Below are 12,774 nucleotides of genomic sequence, written 5' to 3' on the forward strand. Positions count from 1 at the left end.
GCCATGAAGCGACTGGTTTCGATTGTTTTTTTGGTGTTTATTCCCCTCTCCATTGCTGCTGAAACCCTGGAATGGGGCGCCCTCACCGTCTTTATTTTGGCAGCACTGGCGATCGTACCCTTGGCGATTTGGTTGAGCACAGCAACAGAGGAGGTGGCACTCGCCACAGGGCCGACAATCGGTGGCCTATTGAATGCTCTTTTTGGGAATGCCACGGAACTGATTATTTCCATTGTGGCGCTGCGAGCAGGTTTAGTGGATATTGTCAAAGCCAGTATTACGGGAACCCTGATGGCGAACCTTTTGCTGGTGATGGGATTATCCATGCTGCTGGGGGGCATTCGCTACAAGGAGCAATCCTTTGCCCCAGTGGTGGCACGGGTGAATGCTTCCTCGATGACGGTGGCGATCGCCGCGATTCTCCTACCAGCAATGGTCATTTACACCTCCAGTAGTGTGCCGCCAGCCGCAATTTCCAAAATGTCAGTCGTAGCCGCAATCATTCTGATGCTGGTCTATGGGCTAACGTTACTCTTTTCTTTGAAAACCCACAGCTATCTTTACGATGTCAGTCAAGTGGAACTGGGGCACCATGAACAGCCGAACCTACCCTTGTGGATCACTGTTCTGATTATTGCCACGATTGGGGTGGCCTTTGAGTCGGAAATTTTTGTCGGCGCCGTTGAAGCAGCAACGGCGGGTTTGGGTCTGACGCCCCTATTTACTGGAGTCATCCTCTTGCCGTTGGTGGGCGGTGCAGCGGAATATGTGACTGCTGTGGGGGTTGCCCTGAAAAACAATATGGATTTGTCCGTGTCCATTGCTCTCGGTTCCTCCCTCTTGGTAGCGCTCTTGGTGGCACCTGTGCTTGTGCTCATTGGCCAGTTCATCGGTCAGCCGATGGATTTAAACTTTAGTCTTTTTGAAGTGGTGACGGTGATTATTGCGGTCGTAATTGCCAATGTGATTAGCCTAGATGGGCGCTCCAACTGGCTAGAAGGGGCACTGCTCTTGGCCACCTATGGGATTCTCGGCACCGCCTTTTTCTTCCATACCTAGGAGAGGCGCTGAATCTGTAGTTGGTAGGTCATGGTTGAAGTGACTCCCTGTCCCCATAGGGCACCTTGAATGGGGGCAGCATCCGCTGGATCAGCCGCAGCCACAAGGGTAATGTGGCGATCGCTCACCGCTAGGCCGTGGGTGGGATCGTAGCCACGCCAGCCTGCCCCCGGCAAATACACTTCTACCCAAGCATGGAGGTGCCGTTCAGGATTATCCAAGTCTCCTTCCTGATAGCCACTGACAAACCGCGCCGCTAAGCCTACAGCCCGACAGGCATGGATAAACAAGACTGCCGTATCGCGACAGGAACCCATTTGTTTTGCCCAAGTCACACAGGGGGGCCAAGGGGCACCGGTTTCGCGAATTTGGTGCTGACAAGTGCGATAAATTTTGTTATTGAGGTCACTGAGAAATGTGAGAACGCTGCCATTGCCACTGGCTAAAATTTGCCAAGCCAATTCATAGGCAACAGGATCCACTGGCGGTGATAGATAGGGATGCAAGCTAGTTGCCAGCCGCTGCGGATAGTTAAAAGGGAGTGTGATTGCCCACGAGTCAAGCAAATAGTTAAAGGGGTTGTTGCAATAGGTTTCCACTTCAGAGGTGACCTGAATCATCAGGGAGGTGGTGGGCTGTGGTGACCACCAGTAGCGCTGAATGTGATTGCCATGGACATCAAGGACGGTACTTTGGCCTTGGGGAGCGGGTAAAATTTGGAGGGAGAGCGATCGCAGGCGTTGGTGGCCATCACTGCGGGGGATCAAGCGCAAATCATGGGGGGCAAGGGCAACAGGGGCGCTGTAGGTGTAGGTAGTTTGATGATAAAGGCGGTATTCCATTTCATATTCATATCTAAAAGGAAGCCGCCCGAACCAATAACTGTCCAGGCGGGGTGTGGTGTGAGGAGTGAACGGAAACGTGCGTCTCCGCTATTTCTATTGTAGGGGACAGTTTCCCAATTGCCATAAGTAAATGGCGCAAAAACATCAAATCTCTAGACCACACCCTAAATCCTCTCACGAGGAAAGCAAAAGGAGTCAAGAGCAGATCCTGACTCCTCAATAAAACGGGTGTTTGTAAAAAAAAACAGCCTAACGAGTAGTGGCTGCCATTTTCTCTTCTGCCAGTTCCCTCAGGCTAGGGAATAAAAAGTGGTTTTCTTCAACGTACTGCGCACCAAACAAGCCCTTTTCTGCCCAGAAGTAGCGATCAGTGGTGTGCTCATTCCGCCTAACAAGAAGTAAAGCGGGCGGGGTGATCCCCTTGGCTTGAATAAATTTTCGTGCCGCTGTCACGGGTTTATCTTCGCCACTTTCGATGCTATATTGAGGTACGCACTCAAGGATTTTGCGTCCTTCGAGACGCCGCCGGCTCTTCCGCTTCCGTCTTCTGGCCAAGTTGCCTTACCTCCTTTGCCTTCAAAGAACTGTTATTGGGTTTACAAAAGTCGCCCTTTAGTATATCTGTTGTATTCTAGAATTTCAACTTTCCTTAATTTATCGAAACACGATTTATTGATGGCACAACGATCTCCAGCCTAGGATCAACGCTTTGCTGATCCCAGTGGCCCCACCATAGCAAATTGTGCCACTTGAGAAAGTGGTTCCTTCGAGGTGCCCCACAGCCAATGGGCTACTCTAGAGAACAACTGTCTAAGCTGCTGAACCCCTATGATGATCCAACGCTTAGTGCAACGGGTGCTCGAAACCCAAGTATTAACCTCAGCCATTGAAAACCAAATTTCCCAACTGCTGTGGAAGCGGGAATATGACGGTGATGATATGGCTGCCCTTGGGGAATTGCTCGATGCCCTAGAAGCTAAGAAAATTCAAACCCAACAGTAGGTGCTGCGGTCTCTCCTTCAAGTCCTGATTCTCGCCCTCAGCTACGGTGCTTTGGCTCTAGGGGGGGTGCCGGGGCTACGCATGAATCGAGCGACGATCGCCCTTGTGAGTGCCGCTCTTTTGATTGCCCTAGGGGCGATTGATCTACCTACTGCATGGCAAGCCATTGATCCCCAAACCATCGTGTTCTTGCTCAGCATGATGATTGTCAATGCTTATCTGGGCTTGAGCGGCTTTTTTCAAATAGCGATGGTGACTGTGGTGCGCTTTAGTGGTAGTCCCTTGGGATTACTGATCTTCCTCACGGTAGCGACGGGAATGTTGTCGGCGGTCTTTCTCAACGATACCCTTGCCCTTGTAACAACGCCTTTAACTTTGCGTATTACCCATGTCTTGGGCTTAAATCCAGTGCCCTATCTGCTGGCGATCGCAGCCGCAACGAATATCGGTTCTGTGGCCACCCTCAGCGGCAACCCCCAAAATATTCTCGTGGGCTCGTTTTCCGAGTTGGGGTATCTTCCATTTGCCCAAGTGATGATCCCCGTCGCCGTACTGGGGTTAGGTCTGCAAGTGGCTTGGTTGGGGTGGCTCTACTCGGAGGTGCGATCGCGCCAACCCTGTACATTAGCTACGCTCCAACCGGTAAAGGTGCAAAAAGGGGTACTCCACAAGACACTGATTGTCTCTGGGCTGATGTTTTTGGCCTTTCTCCTCGGCTTTCCCTTGGCAGAATCCTCTCTTTTGGCGGCAGCGGCTTTACTGGTCACCCGTCGTCTCAAGCCGGAGCGCGTCCTTGCTCAGGTGGATTGGTCACTCTTGGTTCTGTTTGCAGGTCTGTTTATTCTTACCCGCTGTATTCAAAACTTTGATTTATTAGCCGTTTTGCGCCCTTGGGTGAATCAGCCCTTGCCCTTGGTGGTGATTACAGCACTGCTGTCAAATTTAATTTCTAACGTGCCCACGGTGCTGCTGCTAGCGCAGTTTATCCCCAAAGGTGCCGATCAGCTCTGGTATCTACTGGCAGCCACAAGTACCCTCGCGGGCAACCTGACGCTTTTTGGTGCTGTGGCTAATTTAATTACAGTTGAGGCCGCTGCTAGCTCAGGACAGCGGTTTTCCTTTTGGCAGCACTTGCGCTTTGGTGCGCCGCTGACGGTGTTGACGCTCGCGATCGCCTACGTTTGGATCGTGAGTCAGACCTAGGGGCTTGGGGTGGTTGCTCCAGAGGCACCCTCAAAGTAGGCCACGTCAGACATGATGACAGGAGCATCGGATTCAGGAATGGGCTGCCCTTGACTGAGATAGCCGACACAGCCATTCATCAGGCTATAGACAAGAATCACGCCTCCCGCTGAGATGGCCACAAGGCCACTGGCCAGCAGTAAGGAAAAATCCCGGAGGCGATAGGCACCGTGGAGGAGTCGCACCGACCACAGCACCAATGCCAGTACCAGTAGAAGTAAGATAGCCATATGTAAACTATCTTAACAACTCTCAGGATTTTCCTCATCAATCTTTAGATTCTCCTAATGAATTCTTGCTAGCACAGAGCCCGTGTTCGCTCTATGGTGCAGGTGAGGTTGGCGCCATACTGACCCACATGGGTAATTTCAGGCGTGTAAGCCTCTAACACCCGTCCTGTGCGATCGCACATCGTTAGGACGTAATCACAGTGGGGACACTGGGTGTGACTCACGGAGCCATAGCGTTGGCGAAGGGCTAATTTACCACAGTGAGGACAGTGAATCGTTTGCATCGTAACCATAGTTAAATAATCCTTAAATTCTTTTTGATGGACATGAACTTGTGATAGAAAGCGCTGCGCAAACTTGCGTTTCAAAATAACAAGACCAAAGAAATAGTATTGCGCAACATTAAGGAAATTTATGAGAGAGGACACTTTTTATTATGGATGAATTTCCTAGAGATGGCAATGATCCCAATGTTAAAAAATATGCTAATCAAGTGGGGATCAACGAATTCAATAAGTAGCCTAAGAGAAAACTTTTTCTTTTTTTCTGAGAAGTGATTGACTTTTATAACACTCCTTTTCACAAGGATTCAACAGGATCACAATAGGCAAAACGGCATCATGGGCACCCCGCATTTTAGAAAAGGGCTGTAATCTGAAGAAAGGATTAAGAAATGTATGAGGGTTGGGGGTGAATTGGTTGAGTTTGAGTTTCTTGGGGGCACTCATGGTGAGTTCACTCCAGCCAGCAATGGCACAGGGTTCGCTACAAGTGGTTTATCCGCCGCGAGAGCACACCACCAGTGCCCCCCAAATTTTCTTTATTGGCACAGCACCGCCACAGGTCGTGGTGACGCTCAATGGTCAAGTGATTGGCGATCGCTCGCCAGCGGGACACTTTGCCCCTAGTCTTCCCCTGCAACCTGGATTCAATCGCATCACCCTCCGAGCGGGGGAGCAACGCCTTGACTTTGCCATTATCCGCACCGTGCCCCAAATACCGACCACCCTACAACCCCTAGAGCCAACAGCCGATTTAGTGCGCCTAGCCAATGAAATTGTTTGCTTTACCGCTGCTGCCCCCAGCGATCGCGCCGTTCAAGTCCAAGTGGGTCAGCGCATTCTGCCCCTAGAACCCCTGCCGCCCCAAGTGCAACTGCCCTCTAATCTGGCCGCGCTAATTCATCAAGCGGATGTGGTCACTGCTCGCCCCTCTCTCTATCGCAATTGCCTCCAGCTAAGCCAAGTGGGCGACTATGGCCCGATTCAATGGCAATTGGCAGGCCAGCGCCAACCCGGTGCCCGCATTCGTGTGGCTGAGCCAACGCAATTACCCGTTGTTGAAGTCACCCGCTCCCTTGGCGGGGTAGCACGCACTGGCCCTAGCACCGATTATTCACGGCTGACGCCCTTGCCAGTGGGAACGCGAGCACGGGTGCGAGGACAAACCGGGGACTGGTTGCATTTGGACTATGGGGGTTGGATCCGCGTCAATGAAGTGCGCTTCCTCTCCAGTGCTCTGCCGACAACCGCCACCATCCGCAGTATTACCAGCCGCCAACTTGCCGGTTGGACAGAAATCAGCTTTCCTTTGGATGTGCCCGTACCGATTTCGATTCAGCAGGGCGATCGCCAGTTCAGGCTGACGCTCCACAACACGATTCCCCAAACCGACATCATTCGCCTCGATGCCGATCTCGTGATCCAGCGCCTTGACTGGTACCCCCTTGATCAAGACCGGGTGGAGTATCGTTTTACGCTGCATCATCGCCAACAGTGGGGCTATCATGTGGCCTATGAGGGCAATCGGCTGCTGCTGCAACTGCGTCATCCACCACAACTCCAACGGGGGACACAACCCCTGCGGGGAATTAAAATTCTCCTTGATCCCGGCCATGGTGGGCCTGAGGACTTGGGAGCACGCGGCCCAGATGGTACCCCCGAGAAGGTTGTCACATTAGCACTAGCCAAAAAACTGGCACCCGAGCTAGAACGCCTTGGGGCAACGGTCATTTTGACGCGCACAGAGGATATTGATCTGGACTTGCCCGATCGCCTTCTCGCCATTGAATCAGCCCAACCCACCCTTGCCCTGAGCTTGCACTACAATGCTCTCCCCGATGCTGGTGATGCCCGCAATACTCAGGGGATTGGCACCTTTTGGTATCACCCCCAAAGCCATGACCTTGCCGTTTTCCTAGGGGGGTATTTGAGTCAGCGACTGCGGCGGCAGCAGTACGGTGTGTTTTGGAATAACCTTGCCCTGACGCGTCCGACAATTGCCCCTGCGGTGCTGCTGGAACTGGGCTTCATGATTCACCCCGAAGAGTTTGAGTGGATTGTTAACCACCAAGCCCAAGCTGAGCTGGCCCGCGCCCTTGCCGAAGGCATTCTTGAATGGTTGCAGCAAGCCACACGGGACTAGTCTTCCAGCAAATGGTGAAGGGCTGCCGCCATCTCGGTGGTGGAGGTGGTGGCTGTACCAAACTGGCGTACGACAATACTGGCAGCCAAATTGCCTAAAACTGCCGCCTCCCAAAGAGTGGCACCCGCCACAAGGCCAAGGGTTAAAGCAGCTACAACAGTATCGCCCGCTCCAGTCACATCAAAGACATCCGTGCGGTTAAAGGCGGGTAAATGGTAGGGCGCCGCCTCGCGACTAAAGAGACTCATACCAGCATCCCCCCGTGTAATCAGCATATATTTAGCCCCCGTCAACTGCAGCAGGTCTTCCCCAGCTCGCAGTACCTCGGCCTCCGTCCGAATCGGGTAGCCCACTGCTGCCTCTGCTTCTGGCAGGTTCGGTGTAAATAGGAAAGCACCGCGATAACGGGCTAAGTCCCGTTGGGTATCAACAATTGTCCGCTCATGCTCCAGAGCAGCCGCAATCACAGGGGGCGTAAAGACACCATCGCCATAGTCGGAGCAAACCACCGCATCGGCAGTCCCCATCTGCTGACGAATGAAGGCCGCTAGCGCCTCCTGAAGGGCTGGGGCAGGCAGGTCATCGGACTTGCGATCCACGCGCACAATTTGCTGTGTCACCGACTGGCGAGCATGGCCCGAAATGCGCGTTTTTGTCACTGTGGGGCGATCGCCATCCTGAAAGATGCCCCGCGTATCAATCCCCGCCCTTCGAAAAATGCCACAGAGTGCCTCTCCCTGCGGATCTGCGCCCACTAGACCAACCGCCTGCACCTGAGCACCCAACTTGGCCAGATTGTAGATGGCATTGGCACCGCCGCCGGGCACTTGGCGGGTAAACTCATGGCGCAAAATCAGAACAGGGGCTTCCCGCGAGAGGCGCTCCACCTGACCCGTGAGGAATTCATCGAGGGTGAGATCCCCCACCACCAGCACCCGTGCTGAGGAAAAGGACTCCAAAAGGTGTAGGAGTCGCCCTTGGGACGATTGCAATTGCTGGCGCAGGTCGGGTGGTAACATTTGGCTTTGCCTCAATTCCCGCTGATCCAGAATACTCCTGTGGGGGGACGTTGATGCGGCAGCAAAGGTTCACAGAGGTGCTATAGTCCAGAGATAATGAATAAATGTTAAAAATCGTCTCCTGCATAGCCAAGGGGATCGACTAGAAAATAGTGAGTATTGGTGTGGTGTGAGGAATCAACCATGATTGGGCAGCAGCCGATTCGGTTCGGAACCGATGGCATTCGCGGACGGGCAGGGGAGTTGCTAACCCCTAACTTGGCCTTGAGCTTGGGATATTGGGTAGGAGAAGTCCTGCGGCAAACGACGGATGGACCCCAGCGCCCCTTTATCATTGGTCAAGATTCCCGCAACTCCAGTGATATGTTGGCCACGGCCTTGGCCGCAGGGTTAACCGCCGCTGGTTTTGAAGTGTGGAATGTGGGCTTGTGTCCAACCCCCTGTATTGCCTACCTAACGGCCACCACAGAAGCCATGGGTGGCGCCATGATTTCCGCCAGCCACAATCCCCCCACTGATAACGGTATTAAAATTTTTGGCAGCGATGGCAGCAAGCTCAGTCCTGATCTGCAAAAAGAAATTGAAGCACACTTAAATACTGGCCTCTCCCTGCCCTATACGAAGCAATGGGGGCATTTACATCATCGCCCAGAACTACTCCAGCGCTATCGCCATGCGGTGCAAGCCCCCCTTGAGGATCGTCAGCCCCTACAGGGACTGCGAGTGGTGTTGGATTTGGCTTGGGGATCTGCAGTGGCGGTGGCACCGACGGTGTTCCATGCCCTAGGGGCTGAGGTGATTGCTCTTCACGATCGCGCCGATGGCGATCGCATTAATGTCAACTGCGGTTCCACCCATTTAGAACCATTACAACAGGCTGTCCGTGAAACCCATGCCGCTATGGGATTTGCCTTTGATGGCGATGCCGATCGCGTGCTGGCGGTGGATAGTCAAGGACGGGTGGTTGATGGCGATCACATTCTCTACTTCTGGGGACAACGGCTTCAGTCGCAGGCACAACTGCCCAAGGATTTGATTGTCGCCACTGTGATGTCGAATCTCGGTTTTGAGCGAGCTTGGCAAGCGCGGGGTGGACAACTGGTGCGGGCAGCAGTGGGCGATCAGTACGTCCATGCAGAGATGCTGCGCCACGGTGCCATGCTGGGGGGAGAACAGTCGGGACACATCCTCTGTCGTCACTATGGTGTGGGGGGGGATGGCTTGCTCACAGCGGTTCATTTAGCGACCCTAGTTCAGGATTCCCGTCTATCCTTGGCACAACTGCGAGACCAAAGTTTTACCGCCTACCCACAAATTCTCCGCAATGTCCGTGTTGAAGATCGGCAGCGGCGGCTCCACTGGCAGGAGTGTGAACCTCTGCAACAGATGATTGCCAAAGCTCAACTGGATATGGGCGATCGCGGGCGAGTCTTGGTACGTGCCTCTGGGACAGAACCCGTCATCCGCATCATGGTGGAGGCAGAGCAGCAAAGTGTTGCTGATTATTGGACAGAAACTTTGGTGCAGGCGGTGAGTGCCCATTTGGCCGCCTAGGAAGGGGTACCCTCAGGGTATGATAGTTGCCTAGTCGCGCTCTAACCATCTCCTTGTCAGTCTCCCGTTTTCAAGCTGCCTGTGAGCAGGGTGAGTTTCTCATCACCGCAGAGGTCTGCCCCCCCAAGGGAAGGGATGCCAGTACGATGTTGCGCCAAGCAGGCCATCTGAAGGGGCGAGTTCATGCTGTCAATGTCACTGATGGCAGTCGCGCTGTGCTGCGGATGAGTTCTTGGGCAGCCGCCTATTTGTTGCAACAGCAGGGGTTTGAACCCATTTGCCAGATAGCCTGTCGGGATCGCAACCGTATTGCCCTGCAAGCGGATCTCATGGGCATTGCCGCCCTTGGTTTACGCAATATTTTGGCACTCACGGGCGACCCCGTCAAAGCAGGCGATCATCCCCAAGCCAAACCCGTCTTTGATTTGGAGTCTGTGCGTCTATTGCGCGTCATTGGCCAACTGAATCAAGGGGTGGATAGTGAGGAGCGTCCCTTAGCCGATGGAGCGACGGAATTTTTTGCTGGGGCAGCGGTTGATCCTCAGTCTGCCAGTTGGTCGGGACTGCAGCAACGGTTTGAGCGCAAATTGGCAGCGGGTGCTCAATTTTTCCAAACGCAGTTAATCACAGATTTTGAGCGGCTAGCTAAGTTTATGGATCAGATTGCCACTGGCTGTGGACGGCCCATTCTTGCTGGAATTTTTCTCCTCAAGTCGGCCAAGAATGCTCTGTTTATCAATCGCGCCGTGCCGGGGGCTTCAATTCCCCAGCACATTATCGATCGCCTTGCCGCTGCCGCTGATCCCCTCGATGAAGGGATTACAATTGCAGCAGAACAAGTCCAGCAGGCACGGACACTTTGTCAGGGAGTGCATTTAATGGCGGTACGCCGTGAGGATTTGATTCCGGAAATTCTCAACCGTGCGGGGATTCCTCCCCTTAACGCGTCACCTGCACCCCGCGCCAAAACGCCACATAGCCCTTGATATTGGCTGCCGCCGGCTTGGGATCGGGATAGTACCACGCGGCATCACGATTTACCTCACCATTGACAACAACGTGGTAGTAGCTGGCTGTGCCTTTCCAACCACAAACGGTGTGGGTATCGCTGGGCTGAAAATAGGCCTGATTTAGGGCCTCTGGGGGAAAATAAACATTGCCTTCGACCACCTCATAGCGATCGCTCTCGGCCAAGGTCGCGCCTTTCCAAACTGCTTTTGCCATTGCTTTTTCTCAGTTGTTCCCCTTCTTAAGATAAAACAGGTGCTGTCAGCGGGGTAGGCAGGTTGGGGCGATCGGAAAGAATTTGACCGTCACGAAATTGAATAATGCGGTGCGTTACAGCCGCTACATCGGGTTCATGGGTAACCATAATTACTGTCATGCCCGCCCCATTGAGTTGCCCAAAGATGGCGAGAATTTCCGCAGTGGTGTGGCTATCGAGAGCACCGGTGGGTTCATCGGCGAGCAGGAGTAGGGGCTGATTGACAATGGCGCGGGCGATCGCCACCCGTTGTTGCTGGCCTCCCGAGAGTTGATTGGGACGATTCTCAAGGCGGTGACCCAACCCCACCTGTTCCAATGCAGCGATCGCGCGATCGCGCCGTTCCTTAGGAGGAACTTGGGCATAGACCATGGGTAGCATCACATTTTCCAGTGCCGTTAGCTGCCCCAGCAAGTAAAACTGTTGAAAGACAAAACCAATCTTGGCATTGCGAATATGGGCGAGTTCATCATCACTGAGGTGTGCCACATCCTGACCATCGAGAAAGTAGCGGCCAGAGGTCGGGCGATCCAAACAGCCAATAATATTCATCATTGTGGACTTACCTGACCCCGAAGCCCCCATAATGGCACAGTATTCTCCCCGCTGAATGTTGAGATTCACCTCCCTGAGGGCCTGAACTTCAGTTTCCCCTTGGCCATACACTTTAGAAATCTGTTCTAAGCAAATGAGTGGCTGATCCAGCATTACAATTAGGTGACAAGGCCATTTGCACTCATTCTAAAGCCTTTTTTCATGACCTTGGTTGCGAATAGATGGCGTATGGTAGAACAAACAAGTGAGTGAGGAGAATGAATCATGGGGTGCAAATCATTGCCAAAGCTACACAACACCGTGATCACGCTGGCGATCGCGAGTGGATTGACCCTTGGGTCAACACTGATGGTACCCCGCTTAGCCACTGCTCAACCCATGCCCCTCAGCCCAAGCTCTTATAGTTTTACCAGCATAAACCCCCTTCAAGACTATCTCTTGGGTGCCGGGGATGTGCTTTTCATTGAAGTGGTCAACTTACCGCCAACTGTCACCACTCAAAAAGAATTTTCCGTGAATCTTGATGGCTCAGTTTCTTTGCCGCTGGCAGGGCGTGTCATCGTGGGCGGATTAACCCTACCTCAAGCGGAACAGCTGATCCTGAATGCCTATAGTAAGGTTATGCGCTTTCCAGCTGTAACGGTTACGTTGCGGACTCCGCGCCCTATGAAAATTCTGGTGGCGGGTGAGGTTAGCCGTCCAGGATCTTATGTTGTTCCTTTTACATCTGTATCAGCTTCTGCAGCTGGTGTTGGCCTTTCCGGTGGCTTAACATGGCCTCGCTTGAGCCAAGTACTCGCTCAAAGCGGTGGCATTACCCAAGAAGCCGATATTCGCAATATTGAAGTGCGCCGCCAACTGGGGAATGGCCAAACTGCCGTAACCAGAATTAATCTTTGGGAGATGATTCAATCGGGGGATGCGAACCAAGATATTACACTGCGCAGTGATGATGTGATTGTGGTGCCCAAGGCAAAGGAAGTGAATGCGGCGGAAGCCATACGGGTGGCCTCTGCGACGTTTTCGCCACAGGTGATTCGGGTACAGGTTGTGGGCGAAGTGGTGCGACCGGGCTTGGTCGAAGTACCCGCCAATGCCACCCTCACTCAGGGAATTGGGGCGGCTGGCGGATTCAATGTGCAACGTGCCAATATGTCTCGGGTGACGCTGGTGCGGCTCAACCGCGATGGCACGGTCAGTCGGCGACGCATTCCCTTTAGCTTGGCGGCTCAACCCAATGCCAAGAACAATCCTGTGTTGCAACAGGGGGATGTGATTGTGGTAGAACGGTCAGGGCTAACGCAGGTGGGAGATACGATTGGCAATGCGCTGCGTCCTGTAGGTTCGTTGGGACCCTTGGGAATTTTGATTAATCTATTCGATTAAGGAGAATAAATATACTACTAATGTCGCTCCCACAAAAAATACCTAGCTTACGGCTTGTTGATCGTGAGGCGCACCTTTCGGGCGATCGCGCGCCAAATCCATCACGGTTCAGCACCAGAAGGAGTTCTAAAAAGGATGGACTGCAAGCTTTTAGCGATCGCTGTCGGCGACGGTGGCGACTGCTTTCAGGGACT

The 12,774-nt window shown here is 53.3% G+C and carries 14 protein-coding genes; 7 read left to right on the plus strand and 7 right to left on the minus strand.

Going from position 1 to position 12,774, the window contains the following annotated elements:
• The first annotated feature begins 3 nt into the window (after window positions 1-3).
• Window positions 4-1,059 carry a calcium/proton exchanger gene (gene cax / locus IGQ15_RS02615; protein WP_297048389.1) on the plus strand — a complete coding sequence of 352 codons (1,056 nt, stop codon included), beginning with the start codon at window positions 4-6 and terminating at the stop codon, window positions 1,057-1,059.
• On the opposite strand, the gene IGQ15_RS02620 is transcribed toward cax, so the two are convergent.
• The gene (locus IGQ15_RS02620; RefSeq protein ID WP_297048391.1) at window positions 1,056-1,901 is read right to left on the minus strand and encodes a transglutaminase family protein; all 846 of its coding nucleotides are present in this window, start codon (window positions 1,899-1,901) and stop codon (window positions 1,056-1,058) included. The two genes, cax and IGQ15_RS02620, sit on opposite strands and share 4 nt — an antisense overlap.
• Window positions 1,902-2,153: 252 nt before the next feature.
• Window positions 2,154-2,459 carry a DUF3155 domain-containing protein gene (locus IGQ15_RS02625; RefSeq protein WP_297048393.1) on the minus strand — a complete coding sequence of 102 codons (306 nt, stop codon included), beginning with the start codon at window positions 2,457-2,459 and terminating at the stop codon, window positions 2,154-2,156.
• Between the two features lie 273 nt (window positions 2,460-2,732).
• Between IGQ15_RS02625 and IGQ15_RS02630 the strand changes: the two genes are divergently transcribed.
• Entirely contained in the window at window positions 2,733-2,906 is a 174-nt protein-coding gene (locus IGQ15_RS02630; protein ID WP_149819585.1) for a hypothetical protein, read from the plus strand.
• Window positions 2,907-4,109: an anion transporter gene (locus IGQ15_RS02635; RefSeq protein ID WP_297048396.1), complete on the plus strand. Its 1,203-nt coding sequence runs from the start codon at window positions 2,907-2,909 to the stop codon at window positions 4,107-4,109.
• Here IGQ15_RS02635 and IGQ15_RS02640 read toward each other — a convergent pair.
• On the minus strand, window positions 4,106-4,378 hold the full coding sequence (locus IGQ15_RS02640) for a hypothetical protein (protein ID WP_297048398.1): 273 nt from the start codon (window positions 4,376-4,378) through the stop codon (window positions 4,106-4,108). The genes IGQ15_RS02635 and IGQ15_RS02640 overlap by 4 nt on opposite strands.
• 68 nt (window positions 4,379-4,446) lie before the next feature.
• The gene (locus IGQ15_RS02645) at window positions 4,447-4,671 is read right to left on the minus strand and encodes a replication restart DNA helicase PriA (RefSeq protein WP_149819579.1); all 225 of its coding nucleotides are present in this window, start codon (window positions 4,669-4,671) and stop codon (window positions 4,447-4,449) included.
• Window positions 4,672-5,104: 433 nt separating this feature from the next.
• Here IGQ15_RS02645 and IGQ15_RS02650 point away from each other — a divergent pair, with 433 nt between their 5' ends.
• A complete protein-coding gene (locus tag IGQ15_RS02650) occupies window positions 5,105-6,802 on the plus strand; it encodes an N-acetylmuramoyl-L-alanine amidase (protein ID WP_297048400.1) in 1,698 nt (565 codons plus the stop codon).
• Here the strand turns inward: IGQ15_RS02650 and rfaE1 are convergent.
• On the minus strand, window positions 6,799-7,821 hold the full coding sequence (gene rfaE1, locus IGQ15_RS02655; RefSeq protein WP_297048402.1) for a D-glycero-beta-D-manno-heptose-7-phosphate kinase: 1,023 nt from the start codon (window positions 7,819-7,821) through the stop codon (window positions 6,799-6,801). The genes IGQ15_RS02650 and rfaE1 overlap by 4 nt on opposite strands.
• A gap of 183 nt (window positions 7,822-8,004) precedes the next feature.
• Here rfaE1 and glmM point away from each other — a divergent pair, with 183 nt between their 5' ends.
• Complete coding sequence (glmM, locus tag IGQ15_RS02660) at window positions 8,005-9,375, plus strand: phosphoglucosamine mutase (RefSeq protein ID WP_297048405.1); 1,371 nt, start codon at window positions 8,005-8,007, stop codon at window positions 9,373-9,375.
• 26 nt (window positions 9,376-9,401) lie between these two features.
• Window positions 9,402-10,361, plus strand: coding sequence for a methylenetetrahydrofolate reductase (locus tag IGQ15_RS02665; protein WP_297048407.1), 960 nt, complete (start codon window positions 9,402-9,404; stop codon window positions 10,359-10,361).
• On the opposite strand, the gene IGQ15_RS02670 is transcribed toward IGQ15_RS02665, so the two are convergent.
• Both IGQ15_RS02670 and IGQ15_RS02675 read right to left on the minus strand, forming a co-directional pair.
• Window positions 10,315-10,599, minus strand: coding sequence for a DUF427 domain-containing protein (locus IGQ15_RS02670; RefSeq protein ID WP_297048409.1), 285 nt, complete (start codon window positions 10,597-10,599; stop codon window positions 10,315-10,317). The genes IGQ15_RS02665 and IGQ15_RS02670 overlap by 47 nt on opposite strands.
• A gap of 25 nt (window positions 10,600-10,624) precedes the next feature.
• Window positions 10,625-11,347 carry an ABC transporter ATP-binding protein gene (locus IGQ15_RS02675; RefSeq protein WP_297048411.1) on the minus strand — a complete coding sequence of 241 codons (723 nt, stop codon included), beginning with the start codon at window positions 11,345-11,347 and terminating at the stop codon, window positions 10,625-10,627.
• A 111-nt stretch (window positions 11,348-11,458) separates the two neighbouring features.
• On the opposite strand from IGQ15_RS02675, the gene IGQ15_RS02680 reads away from it, so the two are divergent.
• On the plus strand, window positions 11,459-12,580 hold the full coding sequence (locus IGQ15_RS02680; RefSeq protein WP_297048413.1) for an SLBB domain-containing protein: 1,122 nt from the start codon (window positions 11,459-11,461) through the stop codon (window positions 12,578-12,580).
• Window positions 12,581-12,774: the final 194 nt, after the last annotated feature.

Origin of the sequence: Thermosynechococcus sp. M98_K2018_005 (assembly GCF_015295825.1) — a bacterium.
Taxonomy (GTDB): Bacteria; Cyanobacteriota; Cyanobacteriia; order Thermosynechococcales; family Thermosynechococcaceae; genus Thermosynechococcus.

Excerpts from the sequence above, each read along its gene's own strand:
- cax (WP_297048389.1), top strand. The coding sequence starts at position 4 with ATGAAGCGACTGGTTTCGATTGTTTTTTTGGTGTTTATTCCCCTCTCC.
- IGQ15_RS02620 (WP_297048391.1), bottom strand. The coding sequence starts at position 1,901 with ATGGAATACCGCCTTTATCATCAAACTACCTACACCTACAGCGCCCCT.
- IGQ15_RS02630 (WP_149819585.1), top strand. The coding sequence starts at position 2,733 with ATGATGATCCAACGCTTAGTGCAACGGGTGCTCGAAACCCAAGTATTA.
- IGQ15_RS02640 (WP_297048398.1), bottom strand. The coding sequence starts at position 4,378 with ATGGCTATCTTACTTCTACTGGTACTGGCATTGGTGCTGTGGTCGGTG.
- IGQ15_RS02645 (WP_149819579.1), bottom strand. The coding sequence starts at position 4,671 with ATGGTTACGATGCAAACGATTCACTGTCCTCACTGTGGTAAATTAGCC.
- IGQ15_RS02650 (WP_297048400.1), top strand. The coding sequence starts at position 5,105 with ATGGTGAGTTCACTCCAGCCAGCAATGGCACAGGGTTCGCTACAAGTG.
- rfaE1 (WP_297048402.1), bottom strand. The coding sequence starts at position 7,821 with ATGTTACCACCCGACCTGCGCCAGCAATTGCAATCGTCCCAAGGGCGA.
- glmM (WP_297048405.1), top strand. The coding sequence starts at position 8,005 with ATGATTGGGCAGCAGCCGATTCGGTTCGGAACCGATGGCATTCGCGGA.
- IGQ15_RS02670 (WP_297048409.1), bottom strand. The coding sequence starts at position 10,599 with ATGGCAAAAGCAGTTTGGAAAGGCGCGACCTTGGCCGAGAGCGATCGC.
- IGQ15_RS02675 (WP_297048411.1), bottom strand. The coding sequence starts at position 11,347 with ATGCTGGATCAGCCACTCATTTGCTTAGAACAGATTTCTAAAGTGTAT.
- IGQ15_RS02680 (WP_297048413.1), top strand. The coding sequence starts at position 11,459 with ATGGGGTGCAAATCATTGCCAAAGCTACACAACACCGTGATCACGCTG.